The following is a 26,625-nucleotide window of genomic DNA, read 5'->3' on the forward strand; positions in this document are numbered from 1 at the left end:
CCACCCCGCCACCAACGACGGAACAACCAAACCACCCATCACACACCACCCTCACCCTCAACAAACCGACAACCCGACCACACCGGAAAAACCACAACTCGGCCAACACCCGGGCGCGCGGGGTCCAGAAGGGATATCCGCATCCGACATGGCAGGCCGCGGGCGTCTTGTATAGTCGCGGCCCATGACTCAAGTCCCGGAAATACAGGCTGCGGTGGCCGATCTCGACGCCTACCTCGACGCCTCGCCGCGTCCCGACTGCGACCCGGTGGAAGTCGGACCGTTCACGCTGTTCGTGTCGCGGTCCCCGTGGCCGTATTACGCGCGGCCGACCGTGGGCCGGCGTGAGCCGATCACCGCGGGTGATCTCGAGGCGCTCGCGGCGGCCTGTGCCGAGCACGGCGTCGACCTCGGCATCGAGTGGGTGCACGAGGTCCACCCGGAACTCGCCGAGCTCGTCGCGGCCCGTGACCTGGACCTCAGCTCGCACGTCCTGATGCGGGCGGAGGCAGCGGAGGTGTCCGCCGCTGAGGTCGACGGGGTCGCCCTCCGGGTGGTGGAGGCCGACGACCCGGCCCTGCTGGCCGGGCGGGCGACGGCCGATGTGGCCTTCACCGCCGGGGGTACGGGGACGGGACCTGAGGGCGCCGCGGAGCGGGACGCCTTCCTGGGCAAGCTCGAACCCGAGCTGATCGCGCACCTGAACGACCGCGCGCGGCGCGGGCTGACCATCACGGCCGTCGCCGAGGACCCCGCCCAGGGTGTCGTCGCGGTCGGCAGCTACCAGCCGATGGGCGAGTTCGCCGAGGTCATGGCGGTCGCGACCCTGCCGTCGGCCCGGCGCCGCGGGCTGGCAGGGGCGCTGACCGCGCTGCTCGCACGGCACGCGCACGACGAGGCGGGGGTGCGTACGGTCCTGCTGTCCGCCCAGGACGAGGCGGTCGCGCGCGTCTACGCACGCGTGGGTTTCCGGCAGGTCGGGACCGCGCACGCTGCCGAGCCCGCGGGCTGACCGAGGCGTCGGCATCCTTCATCCCGCCGTTTCGGCCGCTTGCCCCAGGCCCTCGGCGACCAGGGCGACGAGTTCGCCCACGGTGCGCACGGACATGAAGCGGCGCAGGTCGAGCTTGATCGGCAGTTCCTGTTCCAGGTCGACCATCAGGGACAGAGCCTTCAGGCTCGACCACTCGTCGATGTCCTCGAACCTGGACCCAGCGGTCAGGTCGGCCGGGTCCAGGCCGGTGATCGGCGCGATCATCCCGGTGATCCGGGTCGTCAGGTCAGACATCGGCGGTCTCGCCTTCCAGGTCGATCCATGCGGGCGTCAGTCGGGGCATCGGTTCGAGCGCGAGCTCGTAGGTGTGTCCAGGCCCGGCGGCGGGAGTGAAGCCGGCCTCCTGGTAGAAGGCCGCCGCGGGGGCGTTGCGCGTCGTCGGGACGAAGTCGGCGACCAGGCGCGGTGCGCCGTGGCGCGCCGCGTGCTCGGCGACCCGTTGCAGGACCGCGAACTCGATGCCCCGGGAGAACACCCGGCAGCTCATGACGAAGTTGTCGACGGTCCACTGCTGAGGCGCCGCCGAGAGCAGGACGGCTCCGACGGTGTCCTCGGAGCCGAAGCGGTCGGTGACGTCGAAGACGAGGACCGTGCGGTGGTCCGATGCCAGGGCCTCGCCGATCTGCGACTCCGTCCAGCGCAGGTTGGTGGTGTTGAACTGGTTGGTGCGCTGGAGGAGTTGGTGGACCCGCGGTACCGCGTACGCGTCGGCCTCGCGGACCCGTACCCGTAGCCCCAGGCTTCCCAGGAAGGCCTGCGTGCTGCCGGCCTCGGCGAAGCCGGCGCGGCGGTGGGCCTCGGCCTGGTAGCGCCCGGTGCGCTCCAAGTCGGTCTCGGTGAGCTGGAGGACGTCGAAGAGGCCGGTGCCGAGCAGCCGGGCGGCGTGCTCCGCCGGATCGCCGTCGGCGCGCACGACGGCGACATCGGGCAGCGACGCGCGGACCAGCTCGCACTCGAAGGCGCTGTCGTCGAGGAACACCATGCTGTCCAGGCCCAGGTTGAGCGTGTGGGCCAGCTCCCGCAGATTCTCGTCCTTGGGTGACCAGTTCACGGCCTGCGCCACGAAGTCCTCGGCGCGCAGCACCATCGCCGGGTGCTCGGCGAAGACCTGCGCGACGGGTTCCGGGCTGTTCTTGCTGCACACCGCGAGGAGTACGCCCTGCCGGCGGAGCATGAGGGCACGCCGCTGGAGTTCGAGGTAGGCGTTGCCCGGGTAGTGCGAGCCGAGGTCGATCCCGGTGGGCCCGTCGTCACCGACCACGCCGCCCCAGAGGGTCTGGTCGAGGTCGAGGACGAGGACTTTGCGGGTCAGGCCGGCAAGGGCGCGGCAGAAGGCCGCCGCCTCCGTCGCGTAGAGGTCTTCCACACCGGGCGACCACGCCATGCGGGCGAAGCGGTAGCGGCGCTCGTCGCGCAGCGCGACGGGCTCGTTGGCGACGAGTGTCTCCAGGTCGAGTACGTGTACCTGCTGGGATGTCTCCGGCAGGTCGAGCAGCACCAGGTTCGCCCGTCGCCAGGCCCGGCCGAGCGCGGCCCGGCTGCGCTGGGCGACGAGCGTCCGGTATTCCAGCGCTGACAGCGGCACGGTGTGCAGCAGCATCGTGGCGCCGGTGCGCGCCGCGAAGCCCAGCGCCAGCTCGCCGACCTCCTCGGCCTGGGCGGTGATGTGCCGGTCCAGCGCGGCGAGGTCGGTGGGGGCCGGGTCGGGGGGCAGCAGGGCTTCGTCGTGCAGGAGGCAGAGCACGACGTCGGGCGCGAAGGCGGCCAGCGGCGAGGCGGGGTCGCCGAGGTCGAGCGCCAGCCGGCCGTAGCCGCTGAGCTGGATCTCGGCGTCGATCCCGGCCGCGAGCAGCGCGGTGCGCAGCAGCGGGAGCAGGCCGTCCGCGGTGAAGGTGCCGGTGAGGCCGACCCGCAGCGGCCGCAGCGGCCTGTCCTCGCCGGTGACGAGCCGGGTGGGGAGGCCGGCCAGCAGGCCGCCGGCCTTCGCCCGATCGGCCACTCCCGTCAGCTCCCGGATCGCGGGCCACAGCTCGGGATCCGGGACTGCGCCGTCCGAGCGGAGGCGGCGCAGCCGGGCGAGCAGGTCCGCGGTGGGTATGGCGTTCATATCCGGATCAGGGTGACGGCCCAGTGCATGCCGCCGCCGAGGGTCGTCAGGGCGACCACGTCGCCTTCCCGCAGCTCGCCTGCCCGCATCATCCGGTGCAGGGCGAGCATCTGGTCGGCTGAGCCGAAGTGGCCGAGGTCAAGGGCCAGTTCGCCGTTGAAGCGCTCCAGGGGGACGCCCAGGGCCCTGGAGATGTCGGCCATCGCCTGCTGGTTGTCGTTGAGGTGGATGAACCGCTTGATCTCGCCGGGCTCGATGCCGGCGCGGGCACAGACGCGGTCGACCGCCTCGCGCATGTTCCCGCCGAACTTCTTGAAGAACTCCAGCATCCTGCGGGCGTCGTTCCCGAGGATCTCCGCGACCCGGCCGAGCGGATTGGCCTGCTTCTGCAGGTCCTTGTCGGCAGCCCCGGACACGCCGAACGGCTCCGCGGTGCCGCCGACGTCCATCCGGAAGAAGTTGGCGTACCTGCCGTCGGTGATCGTCTCGGTGGCGAGCCACCGGCCCCGCTCGTGGCCGCGCCGCACCAGGGCCGCGACGGCGCCGTCCGACAGGACGCTCGTACTCGTCTCCATCCGGTTCTGGTACGTGTCGCAGATCCGGTTGGACGAGACGATGAGCGCGTTGCGATAGTCGGGGTGGGTCGCGAGCCGGCCGGCGACGGTGTCGAAGGCCATCACCCCCGAGCAGCATGCCTGGTTGACGAGGATCGCCTCGGCGTTGACGGCCCCGATCCGGCCCTGCACCGCGGCCGCGGCGTCCCAGCACAGGTATTCGGCGAAGTCCGCGATGGCCAGCACCACCAGGTCGACCTCGGAGGCGTCCGCCGAGGCAGCCTTCAATGCCTCCTCGCAGGCCCGCACGGCCAGGTCGGTGATCAGGGTGCTGTCGTCGGCGCGGTGGAAGTGCCGGTAGCCCCACGACCGCACCGTCTCGTGGCTGGTCGTGTATTCGCCGATCACCGAGTCGGTGACCTCCACCCGCTCACCGAGCGATTCGCCGATGGCGACGATCCCGTACGACATCTCAGTCTCCTAGAACTCGGTGCGGACGGGGCCGCTCAAGCGGACGCGGGATGTGCGGGTGCCGCGGGTTCCGTGGAACCCGCCTCGGCGGAGCCGGGTTCCGCGGAACCCGGGTCCGCGGACTCGTCCTCGGCGGCGCCCGCGGCCGCGGCTTCCGGCTCCTCGTCGTGGGCCATGTCCGTGTCGCTGCCGAGCCGCCTGCGCAGCACCACGGTGGGGATCAGCATGAGCAGGCAGCCCACCGCCAGGGCCGCGACCAGCGGTACGCCCTTCCCGACCGGCAGCAGGGCGGCGGCGATGGCGGGGCCGATGATCGAGCCGCCGGTGATCGCGAACGCGAACAGGGCGTTGGCCCGGCCCCTGACCCGGTCGTCGACGACGTCGTTGAGCAGCGCGGCCAGGACCGGTGTCACCATGACCTCGGCCACCGCGAAGGGGACGCTGGACACGAAGAGCAGGACCAGCGCGGTCGACCCGCTGGAGCGGCCGGCGAGCAGCACCAGGAGCCAGCTGGCGCCCCACAGCAGCCCGGACGCCGTCAGCCAGGTGGTCCGCCGGACCTGGCCGAGGCGGGGCATCACCACGAACTGGGCCAGCACCACGACCACGACGTTGACGACGAACCAGCCGGAGACCCCGCGCGGGGAGACCGCGTGGTTGATCGTCAGGTATCCCGGCAGGACCGACTCGAACAGGCCGTAGTAGAAGACCGCCGCCAGGCTCATGGTCGCGATGATCAGCATCACCACGGGGTTGCGCAGCACCGTGCGGTAGGACGGTTTCTGCCCCGCGTCCCCTTCGTCCTCGTCCTGCGCGTCGTCCTTCGCGGCGCTGCTCGGCGCGACCAGCAGGACCACCGCCATGAAGAGGAAGGTGATGCCGTCGACGACGTAGAGCAGCTGGTAGCGCCCGAGGGAGCCGTTCACCAGCAGGCCGCCGAGGAGCACGCCGAGCCCGACGGCGCCGTTGAAGATGCCGAATTGGAGCCCGAAGAAGACGGTTCGCTCCTTCGGCGGGACCACGGTGGCGAACATCGTCCTGACGACGGGGCCGATACCGCCCTGCGCGAGTCCGAGGAGCGTCGCGACGCCGATCGCGATCCACGCACGGTCGGCGAGCGCGTAGAGGCTGGTGCCGATGGCGGCCAGCACCATCACCGAGGGCATGACGATCCGGTGGCGGTACCTGTCGAGCAGGGAGCCCCAGACCAGCCCTGACATGAAAGAGGCGATCGCCGAGACGGCGAGCGCCGCCGCGGCTATCCGGATGTTGATGTGCCGGACCTGGCTCAGGTAGATGAGCAGGAAGGGCATCACCATGCCGACGCCGAAGGCGTTGACGAAGTCGGCGAGGAGCAGGATCCGGGCCCGGCCGGGCAGCCGCTTGAGTACGGCCAGTACGTTGTCGCCGCTTTCCGCTTCGCGGCCCGTGGTGTTGTCCGTGGAATCGCTCATCGGGTCGGCTCCACATCCGCGAACCAGATGGTGCGGCCCGCGACCGGGGCGAACCCGCAGCCGGGCAGCGTCTCGGCGAGCTCGCGCTGGCCTTCCTCCTCGGCGACGGCCGTCACCGACGCCGCACCGGCCTCGTCGGCAAGGCCCGCCGCCGCGGCGAGCAGCGCCGCCGGGACGCCACGGCCCGCTGCCTCCGCCAGGACCTGCGCGGCCAGTACGAATGCCTCCTCGCCGTCGGCGAGCGGGCTCAGCGCCAGCCAGCCGAGGGCTCGGTCCGGGGCCCGGCACACCAGCAGCGCACCGGTGTGCTCCTCGATCAGATCCCTGCGGATCTCGTCAGGGTCGGAGGTCATCCGGGCGCCGCCGGGCATGACAGCCTCCGCGACCGTGCGGGTCGCCAGCCGGACGAACTCCTCGGCCGCGGCGGCGTCGGCGCGGTCGACGACGTCGACCACCAGGCCCTCGGGGGTGTCCACCGCGGCCGCGCCTTTGTCGCGCCGGGTGATCAGATGGTGGCCGATGGGCCGGAAGCCGTGCTTGCGCACCCAGGCGACCGACGGGTGGTCCTCGTCCGGGGTGCCGGTCACCATGCCGGTCCTGCCGTGCGCCCTGGCGTGGTCGCGGACCTCGCCGAGGAGCCGTTCGGCCAGGCCGCGGCGGGCGACGGCCGGGTGGACGACGATGAACATCAGGTGGTTGGAGGGGTCTTCCACGCCTTCCTTGTCACCGGACTGGGCGTAGGCCAGGAGCCGCTTGCCGTCGCGTACGACACGGCGCAGCGGGTCGGTGCCGGCCTTGAAGGCGAGGTCGTCGCCGCCTGCCTTGCGCACCTTGCCGAGTTTGGCGAGCGCGGCCCGCTCCTCCTCGTCGTCGCGCATCGGCTCGGAGTCCGGCAGGTCGGGTGCGAGCCGGAAGGCGTAGTGGAGGATGTCCCCTTCGGTCCGCTCCAGCCGGAAGCCGGCGCGGCCGAGGACGCCCTGCGCGCCGGCGTTGTCCGCCGTGGTCCTGGCGACGACGCGGCGCACGCCGGACTGGGTGCAGGCCCAGCGGGTCAGTTCCGCGACCGCCTCGGTGGCGTAGCCCTGGCCGCGGGCCGACTCGGCCAGGCCGAAGCCGATCTCCGCGACGCCGTCCTTCGGCGGGCGGTGGAAGCCGAGATCGCCGAAGGCGAGCCCGTCGGGCTGCGCCGACACGAGGTACATGCCGAACCCGAAGCGCAGCTCCTCGGGGGTGCGCGTCAGGAAGTTCCTGGCCCCGAAACCGGTGCCGGTCAGCGGGTAGTTCCCGACGTACTCGTCGGACGTCGCCGCGCCGTCCAGCACCTCCAGCAGTCCTGCCACCTGTGCCGGGTCCAGCTCGCGCAGGCGGATACGGTCGGTGGTGAGCACGTTGGTCGCGGCGGCGCCCGGAGCCCGCCCGGAGCGCGGACCGGGTCCGTCCCAGACCTCGGCGATGTGCTCGGCGCACTCCTCCTCGGAACCCAGGAAACCGGTGGGCTCCCAGCCGGCGGGGAGTTCCTTGTGGTCAGGCCACGTGGAGTGGTGGCCGTTGTCGTTCGTCACTACCTGGTAGGGCATCGGTGGTGCTCTCTCCTAGGAGGTGGTGGTGCGGGCCGCCGACTGGGACAGGAAGTCCCACAGGCGCGACTTGGGGAAGAAACCGCTGTCGACGCAGTGGCCGACCACGACCCGCAGCAGCGCGAGGTCGGGGGCGGGGCAGTGGAGGCCGGCCAGGGCGGCCGTGGTCGCGGTGGTGTCGTAGCTGACGACGGTGCCCGCGGGCCCGGTGAACTGCCTCAGGAAGGGCGCCGCCTCCGTGTCCGCCTCGTCGGCGCCCTCTCGCGTGAGCCAGGAGGCGACGCTCTGCGGGTCCGTGAGGATGGCCGGGTAGCCCAGATCGCGCAGGATCCCGGTGAGCGCGGGCATCGTCAGCTGCTCGGGGTTGAGGACGTGGAAGGTGCGCCCGGAATGGGACGGGTCGTGCGACAGCCGGAGCACGGCTGCGGCCGCGAAGTCCACCGGCGTGACGTTCACGGTGAAGCCCGGCGGGTCGGGCACCAGCCCGCACCGCATGATGGCCCGCACCAGCTGGTAGAGCAGGTTCCCCCGGGGGTCGGGGAGGAAGGTCCCGGTCCTGGTGTCGCCGATCAGGCCCCCGACGCGGTGCACCGTCGCGTCGAGCCCGTCCTTGACGGCCCTCCTGATCACCTGCTCGGCTTCGAACTTCGAGCGCGAGTACGGGTTGTCGAACTCCTCGCGGCGGTCGAAGTCCTCCTCGCGGATGGTGACTTCCGGGCCGTCGCCCGGCGCGGCGCCGACGGCGGTGGCGGTCGACACGTGCGCCATCCGCCAGCCGCGGGACAGCGCCAGGTCGGCAAGCAGCCGGGTGGGCACCACGTTGGCGGCCCGCAGGTCCTCGATCCGGCCGAACATCCTCGACTCGGCCGCGGAGTGCACGACGGTCCCGATCCCGGCGATCGAGCCGCCCAGCGCGTCGGCTGTCAGCTCGCGCAGGTCGGCCTCGACGACGGTGACCCGGTCGCGCAGCAGGGGCAGGACGTCGGGGGCGTAGCGCGCGACGGCCGCTTCGAGCCGGGCGGTCCCCCCGTCACCGTCGCGGGGCCGGATCGGGCAGACGACCGCGCCGCCGGGTTCGCGCAGCAGCGTGGCGAGCAGGTGCGCGCCCAGGAAGCCGGCCGCCCCGGTCAGCAGGACGTCGCTCCCGGCGGCGGGGGAACCGCCGGACGGGGCGGTCGCCCGCCCCGCGACCGCCGCGGTGCGCGGCTTTTCGGTCTCCGGCTCGCTCACGGCCGGCGGCTGGTCGCCGGCCGCGGCGCCGTCACCGGCGAGCACGTCCAGATGGGCGGCGAAGGCCCCGACGGTGCGGTGGGTGAAGAAGTCCTGGATGGTGGCTTCGGGGAAGCGGTCCTGGACCTCGGCCAGGCAGGCCAGGACCAGCATGGAGTGGCCGCCGGCGTCGAAGAAGTCGGCGCCGGCGCCGGTGACGTCCACCCCGAGGGTCTCCGACCAGATCCGCGCGACGTAGCGCTCCATCTCGGTCATGACGCCCTCCTGGGATTCCGCGCCCGCGTCGGGCCCGCTCTGATCGGCCGACCGGTCGCCGCCCGCCGCGCCCGGTTCGGGGACGGCGGCGTCAGGGGCGGCCGCGAGGGCGGCGAGCAGCGCGTCGTAGTCGGCCGCGAGTCCGCGCACGGTCGACTCGTCGAACAGCGCGGGGTCGTATTCGAGGTCGAGGCGCAGGCGCCCGTGGTCGGCGGGCGTGACGTACAGCGTGAGGTCGTACTTCGCGCCGAGCCCCGGCAGTTCGACGGGCCTGCCCGGCTGCCCGTCGAAATCGGGCAGCGCGAACTGGTCCGGCATGGTGAACATGACCGAGAACAGCGGGGTGCTGCCCGGGGCGCGCCGCGGGTTGAGCGCGGCGACCAGCCGGTCGAAGGGGAAGTCGGAGTACCGCATGGCGTCGAGCACGGTGGTCTGCACGTCCCGGGCGAGGGCGTCGAACGCCTGCCCGGGGGTGATGCGCACCCGGAGCACGAGAGTGTTCAGGAGCGGTCCGAAGACGCGGCCCGCACGTTCGGACGTACGCCCGGTGGCCGGGGTGGCGATCGACAGGTCGCCTGCGCCGCTGCGCAGCCGCAGCAGGGCCGCGTAGGCCGCGAGCATCGTGCTGAAAAGGGTGGTGTTGAGCCTGGCCGCCAACTCCCTGGCCTGGGCGGACTGCTCGGGCCCGAGGGTCCAGGTCCACTGGGCACCCGAGCCGTCGCGCACCTCGGGGCGCGGCCGGTCGGTGGGCAGCGGCACCATGTCCTGCGCCCCGTCGAGCCGGTCCAGCCAGTAGGCGCGGGCGGCCGGGTCGTCCGTGCCCGCGGCGAGCAGGTGGTGGTATTGGACCGGCGCCGGTGCCGGCAGGGCGGGGAGCCCGGCGCGGTGCCTGCGGTAGTCCTCGGCGAGTTCGTCCACCATCACGCCCATCGACGTCGCGTCGCAGACCGCGTGGTGCGCCGTGAACACGAGCAGGCTCCGCTCGGGGCCGCGCACCAGGGTGCCGCGCACCGGGGTGGTGGTCGCGAGGCACCGCACCGGCGGCCCTGAGACCTTGCGGGCCCACTCCCGGACGTCGGAGGCGTCGGCGAGCGGGCCGCCGCCCGCATCACCGGCCTCGACCACTTCCAGGGTGGCGCCCGGCTCCGGGCGGATCTCGGGTACGAAGCGGCCGCCGTCGCGGGTGAACACGGTGCGCAGCGCGCTGTGCCGGACCTGGGCGTCGCGGAACGCCGCGGCCATGGCCGACTCGTCCACCCGCCCGGGTACCTCGAACGCGAGGGTGACATTGTGCTGATTCGAGTCCGGCTGCATCAGGTCGATCATCAGCATGCCCTGCTGGACGGCCGAGACCTGGTAGGTGGTGACCGGTTCTGCCGGCTCCGCGACCGCCGCGGCCGGCGGTGCGTCGACGGCGGCCGGCGGTATGCCCGCGGCGACCGGCGGTACGTCCGCGGGCGTCGGCAGGAGGCCCGCCATCGCCTCGAAGGTGCCCGCGTCGAGCAGGTCCGCGAGGCTGGGCGCGGTGCCGAGCAGCGGCTGCATCCGCTGCTGGAAGCGGAGCAGGATCAGCGAATCGCCACCGGACTGGAGGAAGTCGGACTGCGGTTCCGGTGCGGCGCCCAGCAGGTCCTTCCACAGCTCGGCCAGCACCTCGCGCGGCGGCCTGGCAGGTCCTGCCGGGTCGAGCGTGGCGGCGTCGCTGGGAACCGCGGCTGCGGCAGCGGGCTGGGCGGGCTCGGGGCGTACGGAGTGCACGCGGCGGTCGAAGCCGTACCCCGGCAGGTGCCTGCGCCGCCCCGGTACGCCCCCGGTCAGGTCGGCGGGGACGCCGTTGCACCAGGCCTCGGCGGCGGCGCCGGCCACGGCGACGGCGGCGTCCTGGTCGCGGGCCAGCACCGGGACGAGGGCCGGTGGCGCGGGCAGCCGGGCGGCCAGGGGCAGCAGTACCGGGTGCGGCCCGACCTCCATCAGCACGGCAGGACCGTCGCCGGCGCAGGCCAGGGCGAGCGCGTCCCAGAAGCGCACCGGCCCGGTCAGGTGGTCGCGCCAGTAGCGGGCGTCGGGCGCGACGGTCATCGGCCCGTGCGAGCAGCTGATCCACTGCGGCCCGGTGGGTGCAGACCAGCTGACGAGGTCCGCGGCCGCGGCGAAGTCGTCGGCCATGGGGGCGAGGAGTTCGCTGTGGAAGGCGTGCGAGGTGCGCAGCCGGCGGCACTCCAGGCCGGCCGCCGTCAGGCGGGATTCGAGTCCTGCCAGGGACTCCCCGCTCAGCACCAGGTCGCGCGGGCTGTTGTGGACCGCGACGCACACGCCCGGCGTCCGGTCGACCAGGGCGGCCACCGCGTCGGCGTCCCAGCCGTCCGCCGCGTCGGCGGAGCAGCGGACGGCGAGCATGGACCCCGGCCGTGTCCGCTCCACCATGAGCACGCCCCGCCGCGCCACCAGCCGCAGGGCGTCCTCGTCCGAGACCGCGCCCGCGGCGGCGGCCGCGCTGAACTCGCCGACGCTGTGCCCGAGCACAATGTCGGGGGTGATGCCGTAGCGCCTGAGCACGCGCAGCAGACCCAGCTGCACGGCGACGACGGCCGCCGCGGCCATGTCGGTCCGGTCGAGCGCCTCCGCCAGGTCCGGCGTGAAGAGGCATTCGAGCAGTCCGGCCGGCAGGTCGTCCCTGAGCATGGCGTCGGCCTGGTCGAGCCAGTCCCGGAACTCGGGGTAGGCCCGGTAGGCGCCCGCGGCCATGCCGGTGTACTGGCTGCCCTGGCCGGTGAAGACCATGACCGTCCGTGCGCTGCCCGGGGGCGCGGTGCCGCGGCGGTGCGTCAGGCTGCCGGCCGGCTCGCGCAGGGCGCGCGCGGCGGCGGCGGGGTCGCGTGCGAGCACGGCGAGGCGCCGTTCGAACCGCTCGCGGCCGTGCGCGAGCGTGGTCGCGGCGTCGTCGAGCGACAGGTCCCGGTGGTCGTCCAGGAAGGCCGCGAGGGCGCCGGCGGTGGGGCCGAGTGCCGTCTCGCTCCGCGCCGAGAGCGCGAGGATCCGCGGCGGCCGCACCGCGTCGGTCGGTATGTCGTTGCCCGTCATGTCGTCGTCCGCCATGTCGTCCGCCATGTCGTTGCCTGTCACCGGCCGGCCTCCGCCCGCTGGAGGGAATCGTCGCGCTCGGTGAACTCCCCGACCACGACGTGGGCGTTGGTGCCTCCGACGCCGAAGGAGCTCACCCCGGCGAGCCGGGCGCGGCCGGTACCGGCCCACGTCTCGGTCTGGGTGAGCAGGCGCAGCCGATCGCCCGAGGCGATCTCCTCGATCGGCGTGACCGAGTTGGCCGTGCCGGGCAGGACGTGGTCGCGGACCGCGTGCACCGCTTTGAGCAGCCCGGCGATGCCGGCCGCGGTGTTGCAGTGCCCGATCGACGCCTTGACCGAGCTGATCGGCAGCGGCGCGTCCCGCGCGCCGACGGCCTCCGCGAGCGCCGCGGCCTCGACCGCGTCGCCCAGCCGGGTGCCGGTCCCGTGGGTCTCGACGAAGCCGATGTCGCGGCCCTCGACCCTCGCCGACGCCAGCGCCCGCCGGATGACGGACACCTGGCCGTCGAATCCCGGGGCGGCGTAACCGGCCCTGGCGCGGCCGTCGTTGTTCACCGCAGAGCCGAGGATGACGGCGTGCACCGGGTCGCCGTCGCGGAGCGCGTCCGAGAGCCGGCGCAGCAGGACGACGCCGGCGCCGTCGCCGCCGACGGTGCCGGTGGCCGCCTCGTCGAAGGGCCGGCACACGCCGTCGTCCGCGTAGATCATGCCGGGCTCGTAGACGTAGCCGCCGTCGGCGGGATCGGCCACGGAGACGCCGCCGGCGAAGGCGTAGTCGCTGCCGCCCGACCGCAGGCTGGCGCACGCCAGGTGGACGGCGACCAGTGACGTCGAGCAGGCGGTGTCGACCATGACGCTCTCGCCGCGCAGGTCGTGCCGGTAGGCGTAGCGCGAGGCGGCGAAGGACGGTTGCGACATGAAGGCCGCGGTCAGGTCCTCCTCCAGGCCCGCCGTGGCGGCGGGCTGGGCGGGGTTCGCGCAGCCGACGTAAATGCTGGTGCGGTCGCGCAGCCGGTCGAGCGTCACCGCCGCGTCCTCCATGGCCGACCAGAGGCATTCGTGGAGCATCCCGTGCTGCGGGTCGGTGACCCGTGCCTCGTCCGGGGTCAGGCCGAACAGCTCGGCGTCGAAGGCCCGCGGAGCGTCGAGCCGGCCCCACCGGGCGATGCGGCGGCGCCCGCCGCCGACCTCGACGATCTCCTCCTGCGCGCCGGCCACGCAGTCGGCGGACAGGTTCCGCCAGAAGGCGCGGACATCGGCGGCTCCTGCGAAGCGGCCGGCCGCGCCGATGACGGCGATGGGCTCGCCCGCCGCCGCGGCCGGGGCCTCGGCGGCCCGCGGCCCGTCGCCCGACGCTGCCAGGAATTCCGCCTGCGCCCTGATGGACGGGAAGCGGAAGAGGTCGCTGACGCGGATCTCCGCGCCCGCGTGCCGCCGCAGAGCGGATTGCAGCCGTGCCAGCAGCAGCGAATGGCCGCCGGCGTCGAAGAAGTTGACGTCGTCGCCGGGCGGGGCGTCGTCGAGCACCTCGCGCCAGGCGGCTCGCACCGCGTCGAGTGCGCCCGGCGTGGCGGCCGCCCGGGAAGGGGTGGGTGCCGATGCGCCCCCGGCGTCCGTGCCGTCCGCGGTGTCCGCGCCCAGGAGCGCCGGAAGCGGCAACCGCCCCGGATCCACCTTGCCGTTGGCGTTGAGCGGGAGCGCGTCGACCCGCGCCCAGCGGGTCGGAAGCGCGGCGGCGGGCAGGACGCGGGCCAGGCGGTCGCGCACCTGGGCAGGTGTGGCGCCCGGCGCGAGGACCACGTAGGCGGCGATCTCCTTCTCGTCCCGCGCGTTGCGCAGGCCCGCGACATGGCCCTCGCGGACGGCTTCGTCGGCGAGCAGCGCGGAGCGGACCTCGCCGAGCTCGATCCGCTGGCTGCGGATCTTCAGCTGGTCGTCCGTGCGGCCCAGGAACTCCAGCTCGCCGCCCGGGAGCCGGCGCACCCGGTCGCCGGTGCGGTAGAGCACGGCGCCCGGCCTTCCGCTGAACGGGTCGGGCACGAAGCTCGCGGCCGTCCGGCGCGGGTCGCCCAGGTAGCCGGCGGCCAGGCCCAGGCCGCCGAGCAGCAGTTCGCCGGGGGCGCCGACGGGCGCGGGATCGTACGTGCCCGCGCGCACCACGTAGGCCTCGGTACCGGGCACGCAGCGCCCGAGCGGGAGCACCCGGCTGTCCCCGTCGACATGGTCGATCGGCGCGAGCACCGAGGTGAAGGAGTTCTCTGTCGGCCCGTAGGTGTGCACCAGCACGCCCGGCCCGCACCAGGCGAGCGCCCGCGCCACGTGCGGGACCGAGGCGGTGTCGCCGCCCAGGGACAGCAGGGTGAGGGACTGCAGGAGTTCGGGCGCCTCGGTGACGACCGAGTGCAGGACGGGGGTGGTGATGATCAGCACCGTCACCCCGAACCGGTCGACGGCGTCGCGCAGTTCGGTCGGCGCGAGCACCACGGTCCTGTCGAGGACGACGAGCCGCGCGCCCTGCGTCAGCGCGCCCCAGATCTCGAAGGTGGCGCCGTCGAAGTTCAGCGGGCACAGCTGCGCGACCCGGTCGTTCTCGTCGATCCGCAGGCGGCCGCCGTTGCGCATCAGCCGGGCGACGCCGCGGTGCGGGAGCAGGACGCCCTTGGGACGCCCGGTCGAGCCGGATGTGTAGAGGACGTTCAGCAGCGTGTCGGGGGTCAGGGGCACATCCGGCGGCGTGTCGCCCTCGGCTGCGGCGCTGACCTCGTCGAGCGTGTGGGCGGTGCAGCCGAGGCGCGCGGCGCCGCCGGCGAGGTCCGCCGTGGTGAGGATCCGGCGGATGCCCGCGTCCTCGACGATGCCGGCGAGCCGGACGGCGGGGTGGCCGGGATCCATCGGCACGTAGGCCTTGCCGGCCAGGGCGATCCCGAGGAAGGCGACGACGGCGTCGATGCCGCCGGGCATGAGCACGCCGACCGTCGGGGCCGGCTCGTCGCCGTCCGCCGCGAGCAGCCAGTTCGCCACGCGCGCGGCGGCGGCGACCAGCTGGGCGTAGGTCAGTTCCCGCTCGCCGTGGACGACGGCTGTCCGCTCGGGGTGGGACCTGGCCGCCTCGACGACCAGGCGCGGCGGCGGTACCGAGACGTCGGCGGGCGTGCCGTCCCAGGTGCCGGTCGGGGCCGTGTCCCCGTCGGCTTCGCGCAGCAGGTCGCCCAGCGCGGCGCCGGGGTCAGCCGCGGCGGCCGACAGCAGTCCCCGCAGCTGCCCGAGCATGGCGCGCACGGTCGCCGGACGGTAGAGGCCGGCGTCGTACTCCAGTTGCAGGACCAGCTTGCCGGGTCCTTCGACGACAGCGGCCGCGAGGTCGTACTTGACGGCCCCGAGGTCGATGTCGATACGGGAGACCACCGTGTCCGGCAGCACGTGCAGCGGGCCGGGCTCGCTCAGGTGGGTGTACACGCTGCGGAAGGCCGGGTAGCGGCGGCCGCTCGCGGCGAGCGCCGCACGCAGGACCCCGGTGTCGACCGCGGAGCGTTCGAACGACTCGAGTACCTGGAGGTGGAGCGCGTCCAGGTGGTCGCTCCACGGTGTCGCGGGGTCGTAGGCCGAGCGGATCGGCAGCACCCGGCTGAGCATGCCGACCGTGCGGTGCGTGCCGGGGTCGACGCGGGCGCTGAACGGGGTCGCCAGCAGGCCCTCGTCCAGGCCGCTCCACTGGTGCAGCACCACCGACCAGCCGGCCAGGCCCGCCGTGGACATCGACACCCGGGCCCGCTCGACCATCGCCCGCAGGGCGGCGAGTTCCGCGCCCTCGACGGTCACCTCGTCGCGTGCCGCACGGGACGGCCGCGTCCCGCGGACCAGGTCGGCGATCGGTTCCAGGGTCTCGGGTTCACGGCCGAGAAGGTCCAGCCAGTAGGCGACGTTCTCGGGGTCGGCGGTCTCGGACCCCTCCGGCTCCTCGGCGTCGGCAGGCGCAGGGCCCTGCCCTGCGGCCGCCGCGTCGTAGAGCGCCAGGAATTCGTCGACCGCCAGCTCGACGGACCAGCCGTCGATGGCGATGTGGTGGACGGTCAGCACCAGCACGGCGCCTTCGCGGTGCAGCAGCAGATCGGCCCGCGCGACACCGGCGGCCCCCAGGGCGATCGGCCGCAGGCCGACCTGAGCGGCCCACGCGGCGCATGCCTGGTGATCCCACTCCTCCTGCACGCGGACCACGCGCAGCGGGAGCCTGGCGGCGTCGGGGATCTTCTGGTGCAGCTGCCCGGACGCGTCGAGCCGGAAGGACGAGCGCAGGGCCGGGTGGCGTGCGGACAGTGCGTGCAGGGCCTCGCGGATCGCGCGTTCGTCGGGCCTGGCGTGGAATTCGAGGGCGGTCGGGACGTTGTAGCGCGGGGACTCGGGGTCCTGGCCGGCGGCCAGCCACAGGTCGAGCTGTTCCGATGTGGCGACGCGGGTGCCGCCGGTCATGTCCTGGCGCCGGATCGCCGCGGGGCCGTCGGATGCAGTCGCGTCATTTCTCGCCCTCCGCGGCCGGCCGGGAGGCCCGTTGGAAGGTCTCGTCGACGCTGCGCCACAGTGCGGGGAAGAGCGAGTGCTCCGCCAGCCGCTCCAGTGCGCTGATCGGCGTACCCCGCATGCTGAGCGGTTCCGCGGCCTTCGCGGATCCCTCGCCGCCACGGGCCGCCGGGTGGCCGCCGAGGTGGCTGCGGACCAGTGTCAGATGCAGCTGATTCCACTCCATGCTCTTGCAGTCGAGCAGGTGGATGCCGTTCCTGACCTCCGCGAGCGCGGCCAGCCGGTCGCCGGGCGCCGGCCCGTCCAGCCGGCCGGACTCCTCGACCAGGTCGCGATGGCTGACGCCGTGCCGTTCAAGCGCGGCTTCGAAGGCTCGCCACACGGCGGTGCAGACCCTGCGCAGATTGCGGCGCCCCGGCGAGTCGAGGCCGGTGGAGTTGGCCATGAGCTGGTCGCGCATGCTCAGGAAGCTCGCCTGCGAGAAGGATTCCTGGAGCAGCCGCACCGTCTGCACGGGGAATTCGCCGAGCCTGACGGTCCTGCCGAGCAGCCGTCCTGCCAGGGCGAAGTCGTCGTCGTCCAGGACGGCGCAGACCCGGCAGAGCTCGTGGTGCATGGAGCACCACGCGTATTCACTGACCAGATGGACCACTTGGAACATGCGGTGGTCCGCGTTGAGGAGTTTCGACTGCGGGACAAGGGCCTGCAAGGCCAGCGTGATGCCGATCTCGGCTTCGTAGTCGCTGTCCCGGTCATACTCGAATCGAAGGAGACGATCCGGTTCGTCCGGGTTGAGTACCGCTCGTGCTTCGCCCGGTCTCCCGGTTTTACCGCGTGCAGCAACCACCAGCCAGTCCTCCCCCGCTTGCGGACCAAACTTGCGGCGGGAGCTTATGTCAATCCTGGCCGAAAAAGAAAGCTTTTTGAAATAGAGGCAGGTCAGCCGGGACGCGCATGCCAGGCTCAACACCGGCTCAAATATCACTCGGTAGTCGGTCGAGTGATCAGTTGCAGGCACGACGGGATCGGAGGTTTATGACCTGCACTCGGAACAAATCCCGGCATCGTCCCCTCGGTGACCGAAACCCGTCGCATGAGGGCGAAATCGACTCCTCCGCTACCGGCCTTCCCCGACCGTCTTCCATGGTCCACCGTCGCCCGATCTTCGATCGCACCAGGCTCTGAGCTGCGAAGACACCGATCCGCGCCGCGCCCTGTCCTGGCTCCGGTGCGGCGGCGCCGAACCACCGCCGAAAAGAAGGCACTTCACCTTTGGCCGAGATTGACATAAGCTCCGCCGCACGATTGGTCCCAAGCGGGGGAGGACGATCAATGGTGGCTGCTGCGCGCCGTGGGCCCGAGAGGCCCGGCGATGCCCATGTGAAGTCACTCGTGACCGCCGGCTAAGGCCGCGGCAGGATCCCGGTGCACGGCGTCTTCCAGTCGGCTTGAGCACGTTGACATATTTCCGCCGCCCACAAGGCACTCCAGGCAAGGATCTATTGGTCGATGAGTAACGGCAACGGGGAAGCCCAAGTCCGCGAAGTGCTGTCCACGTTCCATGAGGATCTCCTGAAACTCCCGGCCGACGTCGATCTGATCGATTCCCGGCTGATCAACTCGCTCGCGTTCATCTCATTCATGCAGAAACTCATCGACGTCTCGGGCCGCGAACCCGACCTCGACGCCGTCCCGATCGCCAAGCTCAGGACCATTCAAGGGCTCGTCGAGATCTTCTTCGGCTCGGACGCGCCCGCAGGGCAGGCAGCGCAATGACGTCCGGGCAGGCGGTCGCCGCCGGGCGTGGGCTTGCCTCGCTGTCCGCCGAGCAATTCCGGATCGTCGAGGCCGTGGACGCGCAGGTGCTGGATTGGGCCGCGCGGATCGGCGCGCCCGCCGAGCGCCACGCCGAACTGCTCACTGTCGAAGACCTGTCCCGCGTCGACTACTTCGACAGCTTCCCGCAGCTCGCACACCGCGTCACACCCTGGCTCGACGAGCCGGGCGACGACGAACTCGTCCTCACCTCTGCGGCCTGCTATGGCGCCTACTTCTCCCGCGCCGGCTCCACCGTCGGGGACCGCACGCTGCTCACCGTGCGGCAGACATGCCGGCGGCGGGAGGCGGAGTACACCCCGCTGCGCAGGCAGCGGGAGTTCCAGATGCGGGAAGTGGTGATGATCGGCGGCCGGGCCGAGGTCCAGGAGTTCCTGGACGAAGGCCGGGAGGCGATCCGCGCCATCGCCGCGTCACTCGGGGCCGCGGGAGAGTTCCTGGTCGCCGCCGACCCGTTCTTCAAGAAGGACGACCAGCGGCTGCTGCACCAGAAGCTCTTCCCCACGAAGCAGGAGTTCACCGATGCGAGCGGCCTGGCCGTCGCCTCGGTGAACTCGCATCGCAACTTCTTCGGTGAGCGCTGCGACATCAAGCTCGCCGACGGCACGCATGCCTTCACCGGCTGCGTCGCCTTCGGATTGGAACGCTGGGTCGACACACTGACCCGCGGCTGACACGAGTCGGTGCAGGCAAGGAGACAGGCGGCAGATGACCACAACGACCACCCCGCCGGACCGCTTCGCCGCAGTGCTCAAGCGGCTGACAGAGAAGTCCGTCACCGACCACTACAACCCGTACACCCACTTCGACTGGCCGGACTCCCTGCCGGACGAGGCCTACTGGATGTCGCCGTCGCTGCTGAGCATCCACGGGACCGAGCTCGAGTCCGAGCTCACCGAGTCACAGAAGATGGCGCTCAGCAAGTGGGAGAGCATCAACTTCTACAGCATGAACGTGCACGGCATCCGCGAACTTCTCACCGAAGTCATCGACCGGATCCACACGCGCGGCTTCGAAGAGGCCTCCGAGTTCTTCCACCACTTCATCGGCGAAGAGAACGAGCACATGTGGTTCTTCGCCGAATTCTGCCTGCGCTACGGGCAGAAGCTCTACTCCACGCTCCGCCTCAAGGGCGGGTCGCAGGAGGAGACGGACCTGGCCAACTTCCTCGTGTTCAGCCGCATCCTGCTCTTCGAGGAGCTGGTGGACCACTACAACATGACCATGGCGGGCGACGAGCTGCTGCACGAGACCATCCGCGAGATCAACCGGGTCCACCACCGTGACGAGTCCCGGCACATCGCCTTCGGCCGCGAGCTGGTGAGCATGCTCTACGCCAGGGCCCGCCCGGCGATGACGGATCAGCAGCGCGGCGAGGTCGAGTCCTACCTCAAGGACTACATAGCCGTGATCCTCAACTCCTTCTGCAGTTCGGTGGTCTATCGCGACGCGGGGCTCGGCGGCATCACCGGGCTGCGCGACCGGGTTCTCGCCCACCCCGGGCGCAAGGACGCGGTACGGAAAGCGGTGCGCAAGCCGATGGGCTTCTTCGTCAAGCAGGGCATCTTCACCGACGACACGATCCCCGGGCTGTGACCCCTGCACCGGAGCGGACGGCGGTGCCGTTCGCCGGGATCCGCCAACGGCTCGGCGAACGGCACGCACCGGCGGAGATCACCCTCGCCGAACTCGAAGCAGACACCAATGCCGTGCTGCGGCGCCTGCGCGAGGAGAGCCCGGTGGCGGTGTGCGCCGAACTCGAGGCGCTGCTCGCGCTGCGCTGGGCCGACGTGCAGACCGTGATCTCCAGGTCCGAGCTGTTCCGCTCCGACCAGCCCGACAGCCATCTGACCCGGTTCGTCGGACCCAACATGCTCCACAGCGAAGGGCGGGAGCACCACACCGCGCGCACTGCGGTCCTGCCTGCCTTCCGGGCCACAGACCCCAGGATGCCGGCCGAGGTCGGCAGGCGGTACAGGGAGCTGCGCGCGTCGCACGACGGCACCACGCCCTGCGATCTGGCGAAGGACTTCTGCGTCCCGCTGGTGGCACAGGCCACCGTCAACCTGCTCGGCTGCGAGGACGCCGTGACACCGGAGCAGATGGACCGCTGGGGCCCGCTGGTGAGCCAAGGCGCCTTCGACTTCCACGAGTTCGGCGCCGCCCGCGACGATGTCGACGCCGCTCGCGCCGAGATCTCGGCGATGGTGGCGCAGTACGTCGGCGGCAGGCGGCAGGCGGCCCCCGACACGGTGCTGGGCTGCATGGCACAAGCGTCGAGCACGCTGGACGAGACGCGCCGGATGGTCGAATTCATGATCATCGGTGCGGACGCCGGGCCACGGGAAGGGCTGGCCACCGTCGTGGCGTGCGCGCTCACCGCCGACAGCGGGGTACGCGGCCGGCTGGCGGACTCACCTGCCCTGCGGCAGAGCTTCGTGGACGAGGCACTGCGCTGGGAGTCGCCGATCGGCGGCATCACCCGCGAGGCGCGCGTCGACACCGCACTCTCCGGCGTCGCGATCGAGCGCGGCACCCGGATCATCGGAGTGCTGCCGAGCGCCAACCGGGACCCGAGGCGCTGGCCGGACGGCGACACCTTCATGGCGGACCGCGGCGACCGGGCGCACCTGTCGTTCGGGGCCGGCATGCACGGCTGCGTCGGCGCCGCACTCAGCCGCCGCCTCGCCGACGCGATGGTCCTGGCCGTGGCGTCCGATCCAGCCGTACGGCCGCACTCCACCCCCGAATACCGCGGCTGGTGGTACCGCGGGCCGCGGGCGGTACTCGCGTCCTGGACCTGATCCGCGCCCGCGTGACCGGCGGAGGCGTCCGAGGGCGGCTCCGCGCCACCGGCCTCAGGCAGACGCCGCCGGGGCCGGCAGCCCCAGCCGTCACGCCTGCTTCACGCGGGCAGCGCGACAGCCGTCGCCAGCAAGCCGTCGCGGACCAGCCACCGCCCGGTGAAGCCGGTGAGCCTGCGCCCGGCGACCGTCGGCCCCGGCACCAGCAGCCGCGCGTCGAAGGCACCGCCGTCGGCGTCGAAGGTGACCTGCGCGTCCCTGAAGCCCAGCCACTTGCCCGTGAGCGGGAACCACGCCTTGTAGACCGACTCCTTCGCGGAGAACAGCAGCTTGTCCCAGGGCACCAGCCCGGACAGCCGCGCCAGGTCTTCGCGCTCCCGGGGAAGGGACACCAGCTTCAGCACTCCCCCGGGCAGCGCCTCGCAGGGCTCCGCATCGATGCCGACCGTGACGACGTCGCCGGCCCGCACCACCGCGGCGGCGCCGTACCCCGGGCAGTGGGTGATACTGCCCACCACACCCCGCGGCCACAGCGGCGCCCCCGACTCGCCGGACAGGATCGGGGACGGCGGCACGCCGAGGCGCCGCAGCGCGGTGTGCGCGCAATGCCGTCCGATCACGAAATCGCCGCTCCGCCTGCCCAGGGCGTCGACGGCGAAGCGCTCCTCCTCGGGATGCAGTTCACCGGCGACCGGGCCGGCCCACGACTCGGCGACGGCGACGGCCTCCGGGAGCAGCTCCTCGATCACGGCGGTGGCGGACGCGGTCTCAGGGACGCGGCTTGCCCGACTCCGCCATCATGAGCTTCCACTGGTGCTTCCCCTGGCGCGCGCGCTCGGCGGCGAGCCGGGCGTCACTGCGGGCCGCGATCCGCTCGTTCTCCCGCAGCAGCTTCTGGTAACTCACCAGGCGCCGCGCGGGAATCCGGCCCTCCTCGATGGCGTCCTTCACCGCGCAGCCCGGCTCGGCGTCGTGCGCGCAGTCGTGGAAGCGGCAGTCCGCCGCGAGCTCCTCGATGTCGGAGAACGCCCGCTCCACCCCATCGCCGCCGTACAGGCCGACGCCGCGCAGCCCCGGCGTATCGATGAGGACGCCGCCCGGGATGGGGATCAACTCACGCGTCGTCGTGGTGTGGCGCCCCTTCTCGTCCCGCTGCCGGGTCTCCCCCACCGCCATCACCTCGGCGCCCGCCAGGGCGTTGGTCAGCGTCGACTTCCCCGCGCCGGACGGGCCGATCAGCGCGGTGGTCGCGGGCAGGCACGCACGGAGGACATCCATCCCCTCCCCGCTGACCGCGCTGACGACGAGGACCGTCGCACCCGGTGCGACAGCCTCGACCTCGTCGACATCCACCTCGCCCCCGGCCACGTCGGCCTTGGTCAGCACGACGATCGGCTGCGCCCCGCTCTCCCACGCCAGCGCCAGATAGCGCTCGATGCGGCCGAGATCAAGCTTCGCCGCGAGCGGCGAGGCGATCAGCACGGCATCGACATTGACAGCCAGCGCCTGCCCGTCAGAGCCCGCCCCGGCGCTGTTCCGCACCACGGCGGTGGTGCGCGGCAGCAGCCCGGCGAGCGCGGCCATGCCCGGCGCGCCGAGATCGACCGCCGCCCAGTCGCCGGTGCAGGGGCAGTTGACCGGATCCGGGTCGAGAACCGGCGCGGTGTCGGCCCGGACGGTCCGCACGCCGGCGCCGGAGGCATCCGCGATGACGACGTCGCACCGTCCCAGATCGACCCGCGCCACGCGCCCGGGGACGAGGCCTGCCTCTGCGAGCGGCGCGAAGTCCGCTTCCAGCTCCGGGGTCCAGCCGTAAGCGGCCAGCGGGTGGTCGATTCCTTGGAGGTCTTCGTGTGATGACACGCGTGGGCCTTTCAAGGCGGACGCCGTGACCGGCGCTCCGAGACGGACGACCTTGCTTCGGTCTCGCGTCGGCAAGCGTAGCGCAGGCCGTACCCGGGCGGCAGAGCGATCAACGGACAGCCCAGCGGGGCTCGTCCGCCTCTCGAACCGTACGCCGCTGACACGTCGAGGCGGTTCGGCACCCGCCCGTCCCGGCGTGTGGCACCCGCACGGCTTGCGGGGTGCGGGACAATCGCGGGGTGTACGCCTCGATCCGCGCGCTCGACGAGCTGCTCGCCTCCCTGCGGGTGGGCAGCTCGCGCCGCCGCCAACTCGGCGCGTTCCGCGGGGAGCTGTGCAGGGCACTGGCCCTCGATGACTTCCGCCCGGCCCGCGGCTCCCTCGGCGCACTGCTCGACAGCGCGGTGCTGCAACGCTACTTCGAGACGGCGGAGACCGGCGAGCTGCGGGTCCGGCTCGTCCGGGGCAGCCGACCGCCCACCAGCCCGGCCACCAACCAGGCCCGCCGGGACTGTGTCGACCTGCTCCTCACCGCCTCAGGCAAGCCACGGCTCCAGGCGATCTCCCAGCCCTGGGGCCGGCAGGCCGACACCCGACCGGCCGTCGTACTGCGGCCGACGCCGGACACCGCAGAACTGGCCGCGCTGCGGCGGCGGCTGGCCGATGCGCTGTCGGCACCCCTCGGCCCTGGCCGCGCCCGGTTCACCGCCATGCTCGCCGTCGTGCTGGACACCGGCGCGCGCACCGGGGAGCTGGCCGGGCAGCGGCTGGCCGACCTGGACGAGGACCTGGCCCATGTGACCGTACGCCGCAACCCCCAGCACGGCACCGCCGCGACGGCGGACACCGCACCGGACACGGTGCCCCTGTCGGCACTGACCACCGCGGCTCTGGGCCAGTGGCTCCCCGCCCGGCAGCGACTGACGGCCCCCCCTGGAAGGCGCTGCGACCGCGCTGTGGGTGAGCCTGCGGTCCAACCACAGCGGCCTGCTCGACGACGAGGGCAACGCCACCATGCGCCCACCCGGACTCCCGCTCGAAGAACGCGGCTTCGCCCGCACCTACGCCACCGGCCGCCGCCGATACGGCCTGGGCGACCTCCTCCCGCCCAAGCTCGAACAGCTCCGCAGAACCACCGAGCAGCGCCACGGCCGCTGATCGACCGCCCGCTGCCGCGTCGTTCTCCGTTGCGCGGCAGCGAGTGCGCCTTGGGCCTGTTATTGAATTACGCCCGGTCTCGCACCGTCGCCGTCGGGACCGCTCCTGTGCTCCCGAACCCACCGCTGCGATCGTCCAGATCGGTGACAACTGCCGTGGCAATGCGGGCCACCTCCGTGACACTCACGGCGAACGCCCTTCGTACCGCGGAATCAGCGGTAAGAACTCACGCAGAAAGACTCGACCGTCGCGGGAGTGCCGCATCCGCCGGGGACCGGGGCCCCGGAGCGGGGCCACTGCCACGGGGCGGGCAACACCACGGCTGCAGCACTGATCGGAGACTCCTCGTGAAGCACAGCGTGCGCACGACCCTGGCCGCCGCCCTCGCGGTGGGCGCACTGCTCCTCGCCCTTCCCGCCGCGTCGGCGGCGGGCGACCCGGTGACCTACGTGGCGATGGGCGACTCCTTCGCTTCCGCGCCCCTGGTCACCCCCGTCGACCCCGGCAACCCCGCGTGCCTGCGCTCCCTGGTCGACTACCCGCACGTCACGGCGGAGGCGCTGGGCGCCCGGCTCACCGACGTCAGCTGCTCCGGCGCCACCGTCGAGGACTTCGCTTCCCCCCAGACGATCGGCACTCCCGCCCAGTATTCGGCGCTCAAGCCCGACACCGACATCGTCAGCCTCACCATCGGCGGAAACGACACGGGCCTCGTCGCCGTGGCGCTCGGCTGTACCAACGTCCTGCCCGAGCCGCTGGGGACCAGCTGCGCGGAGAAGAACACGCTGGGCGGCACCGACGCCGTCGCGGCGAGGATCGACGCGTGGGCGCCGAAGTTCGCGGCCGCCCTGGACGAGATCCACCGGCGGGCCTCGCAGGCCAAGGTGTTCGTCGTGGCCGGCGGCAGTTACATCCGCCCCGGCGGATGCTTCCCCACCCAACCCGTCTGGGGCAGGGACGCCACCTACCTCCAGGGCGAGATCGACCACCTCGCCGCGACCATCCGGCAGACCGCACAGTCGCACGGTGACACCTTCGTCAGCGCCACGCCTCCCACCGCCGGCCACGACAGCTGCGCGGCCCCCGCCGACCGGTACATCGAGGGGTTCGTCCCCACCTCTCCGGCCGCGCCCCTGCACCCCAACGCCAAGGGATCCGCCGCCGTCGGCGCCGCACTCACCGCGGCCGTCAGGCAGGCACAGGGGCTCTCCCACGCGGCGTGAGTGCCCGGGCCCGGCCGTCGGTGCGGGCACCTGGCCGGCCGGTGGAAGCCAGGTGCCCGGCGCTCCGGGGCCGAGGCCGGGAGCACCGGGCCGTACCCGCTCAACGGACCGGCTCAACGAACCGGCTCAACGGACCGGCGAACCCTGGGCGGCGTCCTCCAGGACGGCGTCCTCCCCGATCGCGTCCCGGGACTCCGGCAGGGCCGGTTCATCGGCCGCCGGGGCGGCGGCACGCAGCGCCGCCTCGACCTGGCGGTTGCCCGTCATCGTCGAGGTGACGGCGGTCATGGTCAGCAGGAGGCCGGCGGCGGCGAAGAGCGGGGTGCGCACATCGTAGGTGGTGGCCAGCCAGCCGCCGAGGAAGGCGCCGAACGGGGCGGCGCACATGGCGAGCATGCGGGAGGTGGAGGCGACCCGGCCCATCAGGTGGGGCGGGACGATCGCCTGCCGCAGGGAAGGGCCGAGCACCATCGTGGCGCCCATGCCCGCCCCGCACACGGCGAGCGCGAGGCCGGCGGCGTAGGGGTTCGGGGCGGCGGCCAGGCCCAGTATGGCGAGTCCCTCGACTGCGGCCGTGCAGGTCAGTGCGGTGCCGGTGCCCAGTCGCCGGCCGAGGAAGGAGGCGATGCCCGCGCCGAGCAGACCGCCGGTGGCCTCCGCGGTGAGGAGCAGGCCGAAGCCGTAGGTGTCGATGCCGAGGCGGTCGTGCGCGAAGAGGGCGAGGACGGTCTCCACGGCGATGAAGGCGATGTTCCCGACCGCCGGACGCAGCGCGAGCCCGAGCAGCAGCCGGTCCCTGAAGACGTACGAGGCGCCTTCCCGCGCCTGCCGGAGCAGCGACTCATGGGCCTGGGGTTCCGGCCGGGGCGCGGCGGGCAGCGACCGTACGAGCACCGCGGAGACCGCGAACGACACCGCGTCGGTGAGCAGCGGAACCGCCCGGCCGAGCGCGAGCAGGGCACTGCCCGCGGGCGGCCCCGCGAAGCCGGACGCGGCGGTCTGGCTGCCGCGCAGGCGGGAGTTGGCGCGCTCCAGGAGCGCGGGGTCGCGGCCGAGCAGATCCGGCAGGTAGGCCGTGGCGGCGGTGTCGAAGAAGAGTCCGCCGAGGCCGAGCAGGAAGGCGAGGGCAGCGAGCAGCGGAATGCTCAGCATGTCGAGCGCGGCCGCTGCCGCCGGTATCGCGAGCAGCACCGCCCGGACCGTGTCCGTGACCCACATGGTGCGCCGGCGGTCCCAGCGGTCCACGAGCGCACCGCCGAGCACCCCGAAGAGCAGCCACGGCAGTGTTCCTGCGGCCGTGACGACGGCGAGCGCCATCGGATCCCGTGTCAACGTCAGTGCGAGCAGCGGCAGTGCGGCGTGCGACACCCCGTCGCCGAGCGAGGACACGGTCTGCGCGGTCCACAGCCGTCCGAATCCGGTCGGCAACTTCCCCGATGTC

Annotated in this window: 19 protein-coding genes; 7 read left to right on the plus strand and 12 right to left on the minus strand. The window is 72.7% G+C overall.

The annotated features are described in order from the left end of the window. The first annotated feature begins 184 nt into the window (after window positions 1-184). Complete coding sequence (locus ACGFMP_RS35790; protein ID WP_393678064.1) at window positions 185-1,012, plus strand: GNAT family N-acetyltransferase; 828 nt, start codon at window positions 185-187, stop codon at window positions 1,010-1,012. An 18-nt stretch (window positions 1,013-1,030) separates the two neighbouring features. Here the strand turns inward: ACGFMP_RS35790 and ACGFMP_RS35795 are convergent, their stop codons facing one another. From ACGFMP_RS35795 to ACGFMP_RS35830, 8 genes are read right to left on the minus strand one after another with little or no spacing between them, the layout of a single operon-like run. Beyond that, window positions 1,031-1,288 carry an acyl carrier protein gene (locus ACGFMP_RS35795; protein ID WP_393678066.1) on the minus strand — a complete coding sequence of 86 codons (258 nt, stop codon included), beginning with the start codon at window positions 1,286-1,288 and terminating at the stop codon, window positions 1,031-1,033. Next, window positions 1,281-3,161, minus strand: a complete 1,881-nt coding sequence (locus ACGFMP_RS35800; protein ID WP_393678068.1) for an HAD-IIIC family phosphatase — start codon at window positions 3,159-3,161, stop codon at window positions 1,281-1,283. The genes ACGFMP_RS35795 and ACGFMP_RS35800 overlap by 8 nt, the downstream gene beginning before the upstream one ends. Next, window positions 3,158-4,186, minus strand: a complete 1,029-nt coding sequence (locus ACGFMP_RS35805) for a 3-oxoacyl-ACP synthase III family protein (RefSeq protein WP_393678070.1) — start codon at window positions 4,184-4,186, stop codon at window positions 3,158-3,160. The genes ACGFMP_RS35800 and ACGFMP_RS35805 overlap by 4 nt, the downstream gene beginning before the upstream one ends. Window positions 4,187-4,221: 35 nt before the next feature. Next, window positions 4,222-5,640, minus strand: a complete 1,419-nt coding sequence (locus ACGFMP_RS35810; protein ID WP_393678072.1) for an MFS transporter — start codon at window positions 5,638-5,640, stop codon at window positions 4,222-4,224. After that, entirely contained in the window at window positions 5,637-7,217 is a 1,581-nt protein-coding gene (locus tag ACGFMP_RS35815) for a GNAT family N-acetyltransferase (RefSeq protein WP_393678074.1), read from the minus strand. The genes ACGFMP_RS35810 and ACGFMP_RS35815 overlap by 4 nt, the downstream gene beginning before the upstream one ends. A gap of 15 nt (window positions 7,218-7,232) precedes the next feature. Continuing rightward, the gene (locus ACGFMP_RS35820) at window positions 7,233-11,825 is read right to left on the minus strand and encodes a condensation domain-containing protein (protein WP_393678076.1); all 4,593 of its coding nucleotides are present in this window, start codon (window positions 11,823-11,825) and stop codon (window positions 7,233-7,235) included. After that, window positions 11,822-16,252, minus strand: coding sequence for an amino acid adenylation domain-containing protein (locus ACGFMP_RS35825; protein WP_393678078.1), 4,431 nt, complete (start codon window positions 16,250-16,252; stop codon window positions 11,822-11,824). The genes ACGFMP_RS35820 and ACGFMP_RS35825 overlap by 4 nt, the downstream gene beginning before the upstream one ends. Before the next feature lie 43 nt (window positions 16,253-16,295). Continuing rightward, complete coding sequence (locus tag ACGFMP_RS35830; RefSeq protein WP_393678080.1) at window positions 16,296-17,009, minus strand: hypothetical protein; 714 nt, start codon at window positions 17,007-17,009, stop codon at window positions 16,296-16,298. 800 nt (window positions 17,010-17,809) lie between these two features. On the opposite strand from ACGFMP_RS35830, the gene ACGFMP_RS35835 reads away from it, so the two are divergent. The 4 genes from ACGFMP_RS35835 to ACGFMP_RS35850 are packed head-to-tail and all read left to right on the plus strand — an operon-like array spanning window position 17,810 to window position 20,940. Further along, window positions 17,810-18,076: a hypothetical protein gene (locus tag ACGFMP_RS35835; protein ID WP_393678082.1), complete on the plus strand. Its 267-nt coding sequence runs from the start codon at window positions 17,810-17,812 to the stop codon at window positions 18,074-18,076. After that, window positions 18,073-18,810, plus strand: coding sequence for a hypothetical protein (locus ACGFMP_RS35840; RefSeq protein WP_393678084.1), 738 nt, complete (start codon window positions 18,073-18,075; stop codon window positions 18,808-18,810). Before ACGFMP_RS35835 ends, ACGFMP_RS35840 begins: the two co-directional genes overlap by 4 nt. A gap of 34 nt (window positions 18,811-18,844) precedes the next feature. Further along, window positions 18,845-19,732, plus strand: coding sequence for a diiron oxygenase (locus tag ACGFMP_RS35845; protein WP_393678086.1), 888 nt, complete (start codon window positions 18,845-18,847; stop codon window positions 19,730-19,732). After that, window positions 19,729-20,940 carry a cytochrome P450 gene (locus tag ACGFMP_RS35850; protein ID WP_393678088.1) on the plus strand — a complete coding sequence of 404 codons (1,212 nt, stop codon included), beginning with the start codon at window positions 19,729-19,731 and terminating at the stop codon, window positions 20,938-20,940. The genes ACGFMP_RS35845 and ACGFMP_RS35850 overlap by 4 nt, the downstream gene beginning before the upstream one ends. A gap of 101 nt (window positions 20,941-21,041) precedes the next feature. On the opposite strand, the gene ACGFMP_RS35855 is transcribed toward ACGFMP_RS35850, so the two are convergent. The 3 genes from ACGFMP_RS35855 to ACGFMP_RS35865 all read right to left on the minus strand — a co-directional run bounded on the left by ACGFMP_RS35855 (window position 21,042) and on the right by ACGFMP_RS35865 (window position 23,600). Continuing rightward, window positions 21,042-21,689 (minus strand): 4'-phosphopantetheinyl transferase, encoded by a 648-nt coding sequence (locus ACGFMP_RS35855; protein ID WP_393678090.1) that lies wholly within the window; start codon window positions 21,687-21,689, stop codon window positions 21,042-21,044. Window positions 21,690-21,708: 19 nt separating this feature from the next. Further along, window positions 21,709-22,803 (minus strand): ribosome small subunit-dependent GTPase A, encoded by a 1,095-nt coding sequence (gene rsgA, locus ACGFMP_RS35860; RefSeq protein ID WP_393678092.1) that lies wholly within the window; start codon window positions 22,801-22,803, stop codon window positions 21,709-21,711. Between the two features lie 536 nt (window positions 22,804-23,339). Next, window positions 23,340-23,600: a hypothetical protein gene (locus tag ACGFMP_RS35865; RefSeq protein WP_393678094.1), complete on the minus strand. Its 261-nt coding sequence runs from the start codon at window positions 23,598-23,600 to the stop codon at window positions 23,340-23,342. A gap of 163 nt (window positions 23,601-23,763) precedes the next feature. Here ACGFMP_RS35865 and ACGFMP_RS35870 point away from each other — a divergent pair, with 163 nt between their 5' ends. Together ACGFMP_RS35870 and ACGFMP_RS35875 are read left to right on the plus strand one after the other, a co-directional pair. Beyond that, complete coding sequence (locus ACGFMP_RS35870) at window positions 23,764-23,961, plus strand: hypothetical protein (protein ID WP_393678096.1); 198 nt, start codon at window positions 23,764-23,766, stop codon at window positions 23,959-23,961. 347 nt (window positions 23,962-24,308) lie between these two features. Continuing rightward, window positions 24,309-25,184, plus strand: coding sequence for an SGNH/GDSL hydrolase family protein (locus tag ACGFMP_RS35875; protein WP_393678098.1), 876 nt, complete (start codon window positions 24,309-24,311; stop codon window positions 25,182-25,184). A gap of 126 nt (window positions 25,185-25,310) precedes the next feature. Here the strand turns inward: ACGFMP_RS35875 and ACGFMP_RS35880 are convergent, their stop codons facing one another. Further along, on the minus strand, window positions 25,311-26,612 hold the full coding sequence (locus ACGFMP_RS35880; RefSeq protein ID WP_393678143.1) for an MFS transporter: 1,302 nt from the start codon (window positions 26,610-26,612) through the stop codon (window positions 25,311-25,313). Window positions 26,613-26,625: the final 13 nt, after the last annotated feature.

The organism is Streptomyces sp. NPDC049040 (genome assembly GCF_043197715.1).
Taxonomy (GTDB): Bacteria; Actinomycetota; Actinomycetes; order Streptomycetales; family Streptomycetaceae; genus Actinacidiphila.

What these genes read in the sequence shown, in the direction of transcription:
- ACGFMP_RS35815 (WP_393678074.1), bottom strand. Translation starts at nt 7,217, where the DNA reads ATGCCCTACCAGGTAGTGACGAACGACAACGGCCACCACTCCACGTGG.
- ACGFMP_RS35845 (WP_393678086.1), top strand. Translation starts at nt 18,845, where the DNA reads ATGACCACAACGACCACCCCGCCGGACCGCTTCGCCGCAGTGCTCAAG.
- ACGFMP_RS35835 (WP_393678082.1), top strand. Translation starts at nt 17,810, where the DNA reads ATGAGTAACGGCAACGGGGAAGCCCAAGTCCGCGAAGTGCTGTCCACG.
- ACGFMP_RS35825 (WP_393678078.1), bottom strand. Translation starts at nt 16,252, where the DNA reads ATGACCGGCGGCACCCGCGTCGCCACATCGGAACAGCTCGACCTGTGG.
- ACGFMP_RS35840 (WP_393678084.1), top strand. Translation starts at nt 18,073, where the DNA reads ATGACGTCCGGGCAGGCGGTCGCCGCCGGGCGTGGGCTTGCCTCGCTG.
- ACGFMP_RS35810 (WP_393678072.1), bottom strand. Translation starts at nt 5,640, where the DNA reads ATGAGCGATTCCACGGACAACACCACGGGCCGCGAAGCGGAAAGCGGC.
- ACGFMP_RS35795 (WP_393678066.1), bottom strand. Translation starts at nt 1,288, where the DNA reads ATGTCTGACCTGACGACCCGGATCACCGGGATGATCGCGCCGATCACC.
- ACGFMP_RS35865 (WP_393678094.1), bottom strand. Translation starts at nt 23,600, where the DNA reads ATGGGCCAGGTCCTCGTCCAGGTCGGCCAGCCGCTGCCCGGCCAGCTC.
- ACGFMP_RS35805 (WP_393678070.1), bottom strand. Translation starts at nt 4,186, where the DNA reads ATGTCGTACGGGATCGTCGCCATCGGCGAATCGCTCGGTGAGCGGGTG.
- ACGFMP_RS35790 (WP_393678064.1), top strand. Translation starts at nt 185, where the DNA reads ATGACTCAAGTCCCGGAAATACAGGCTGCGGTGGCCGATCTCGACGCC.
- ACGFMP_RS35800 (WP_393678068.1), bottom strand. Translation starts at nt 3,161, where the DNA reads ATGAACGCCATACCCACCGCGGACCTGCTCGCCCGGCTGCGCCGCCTC.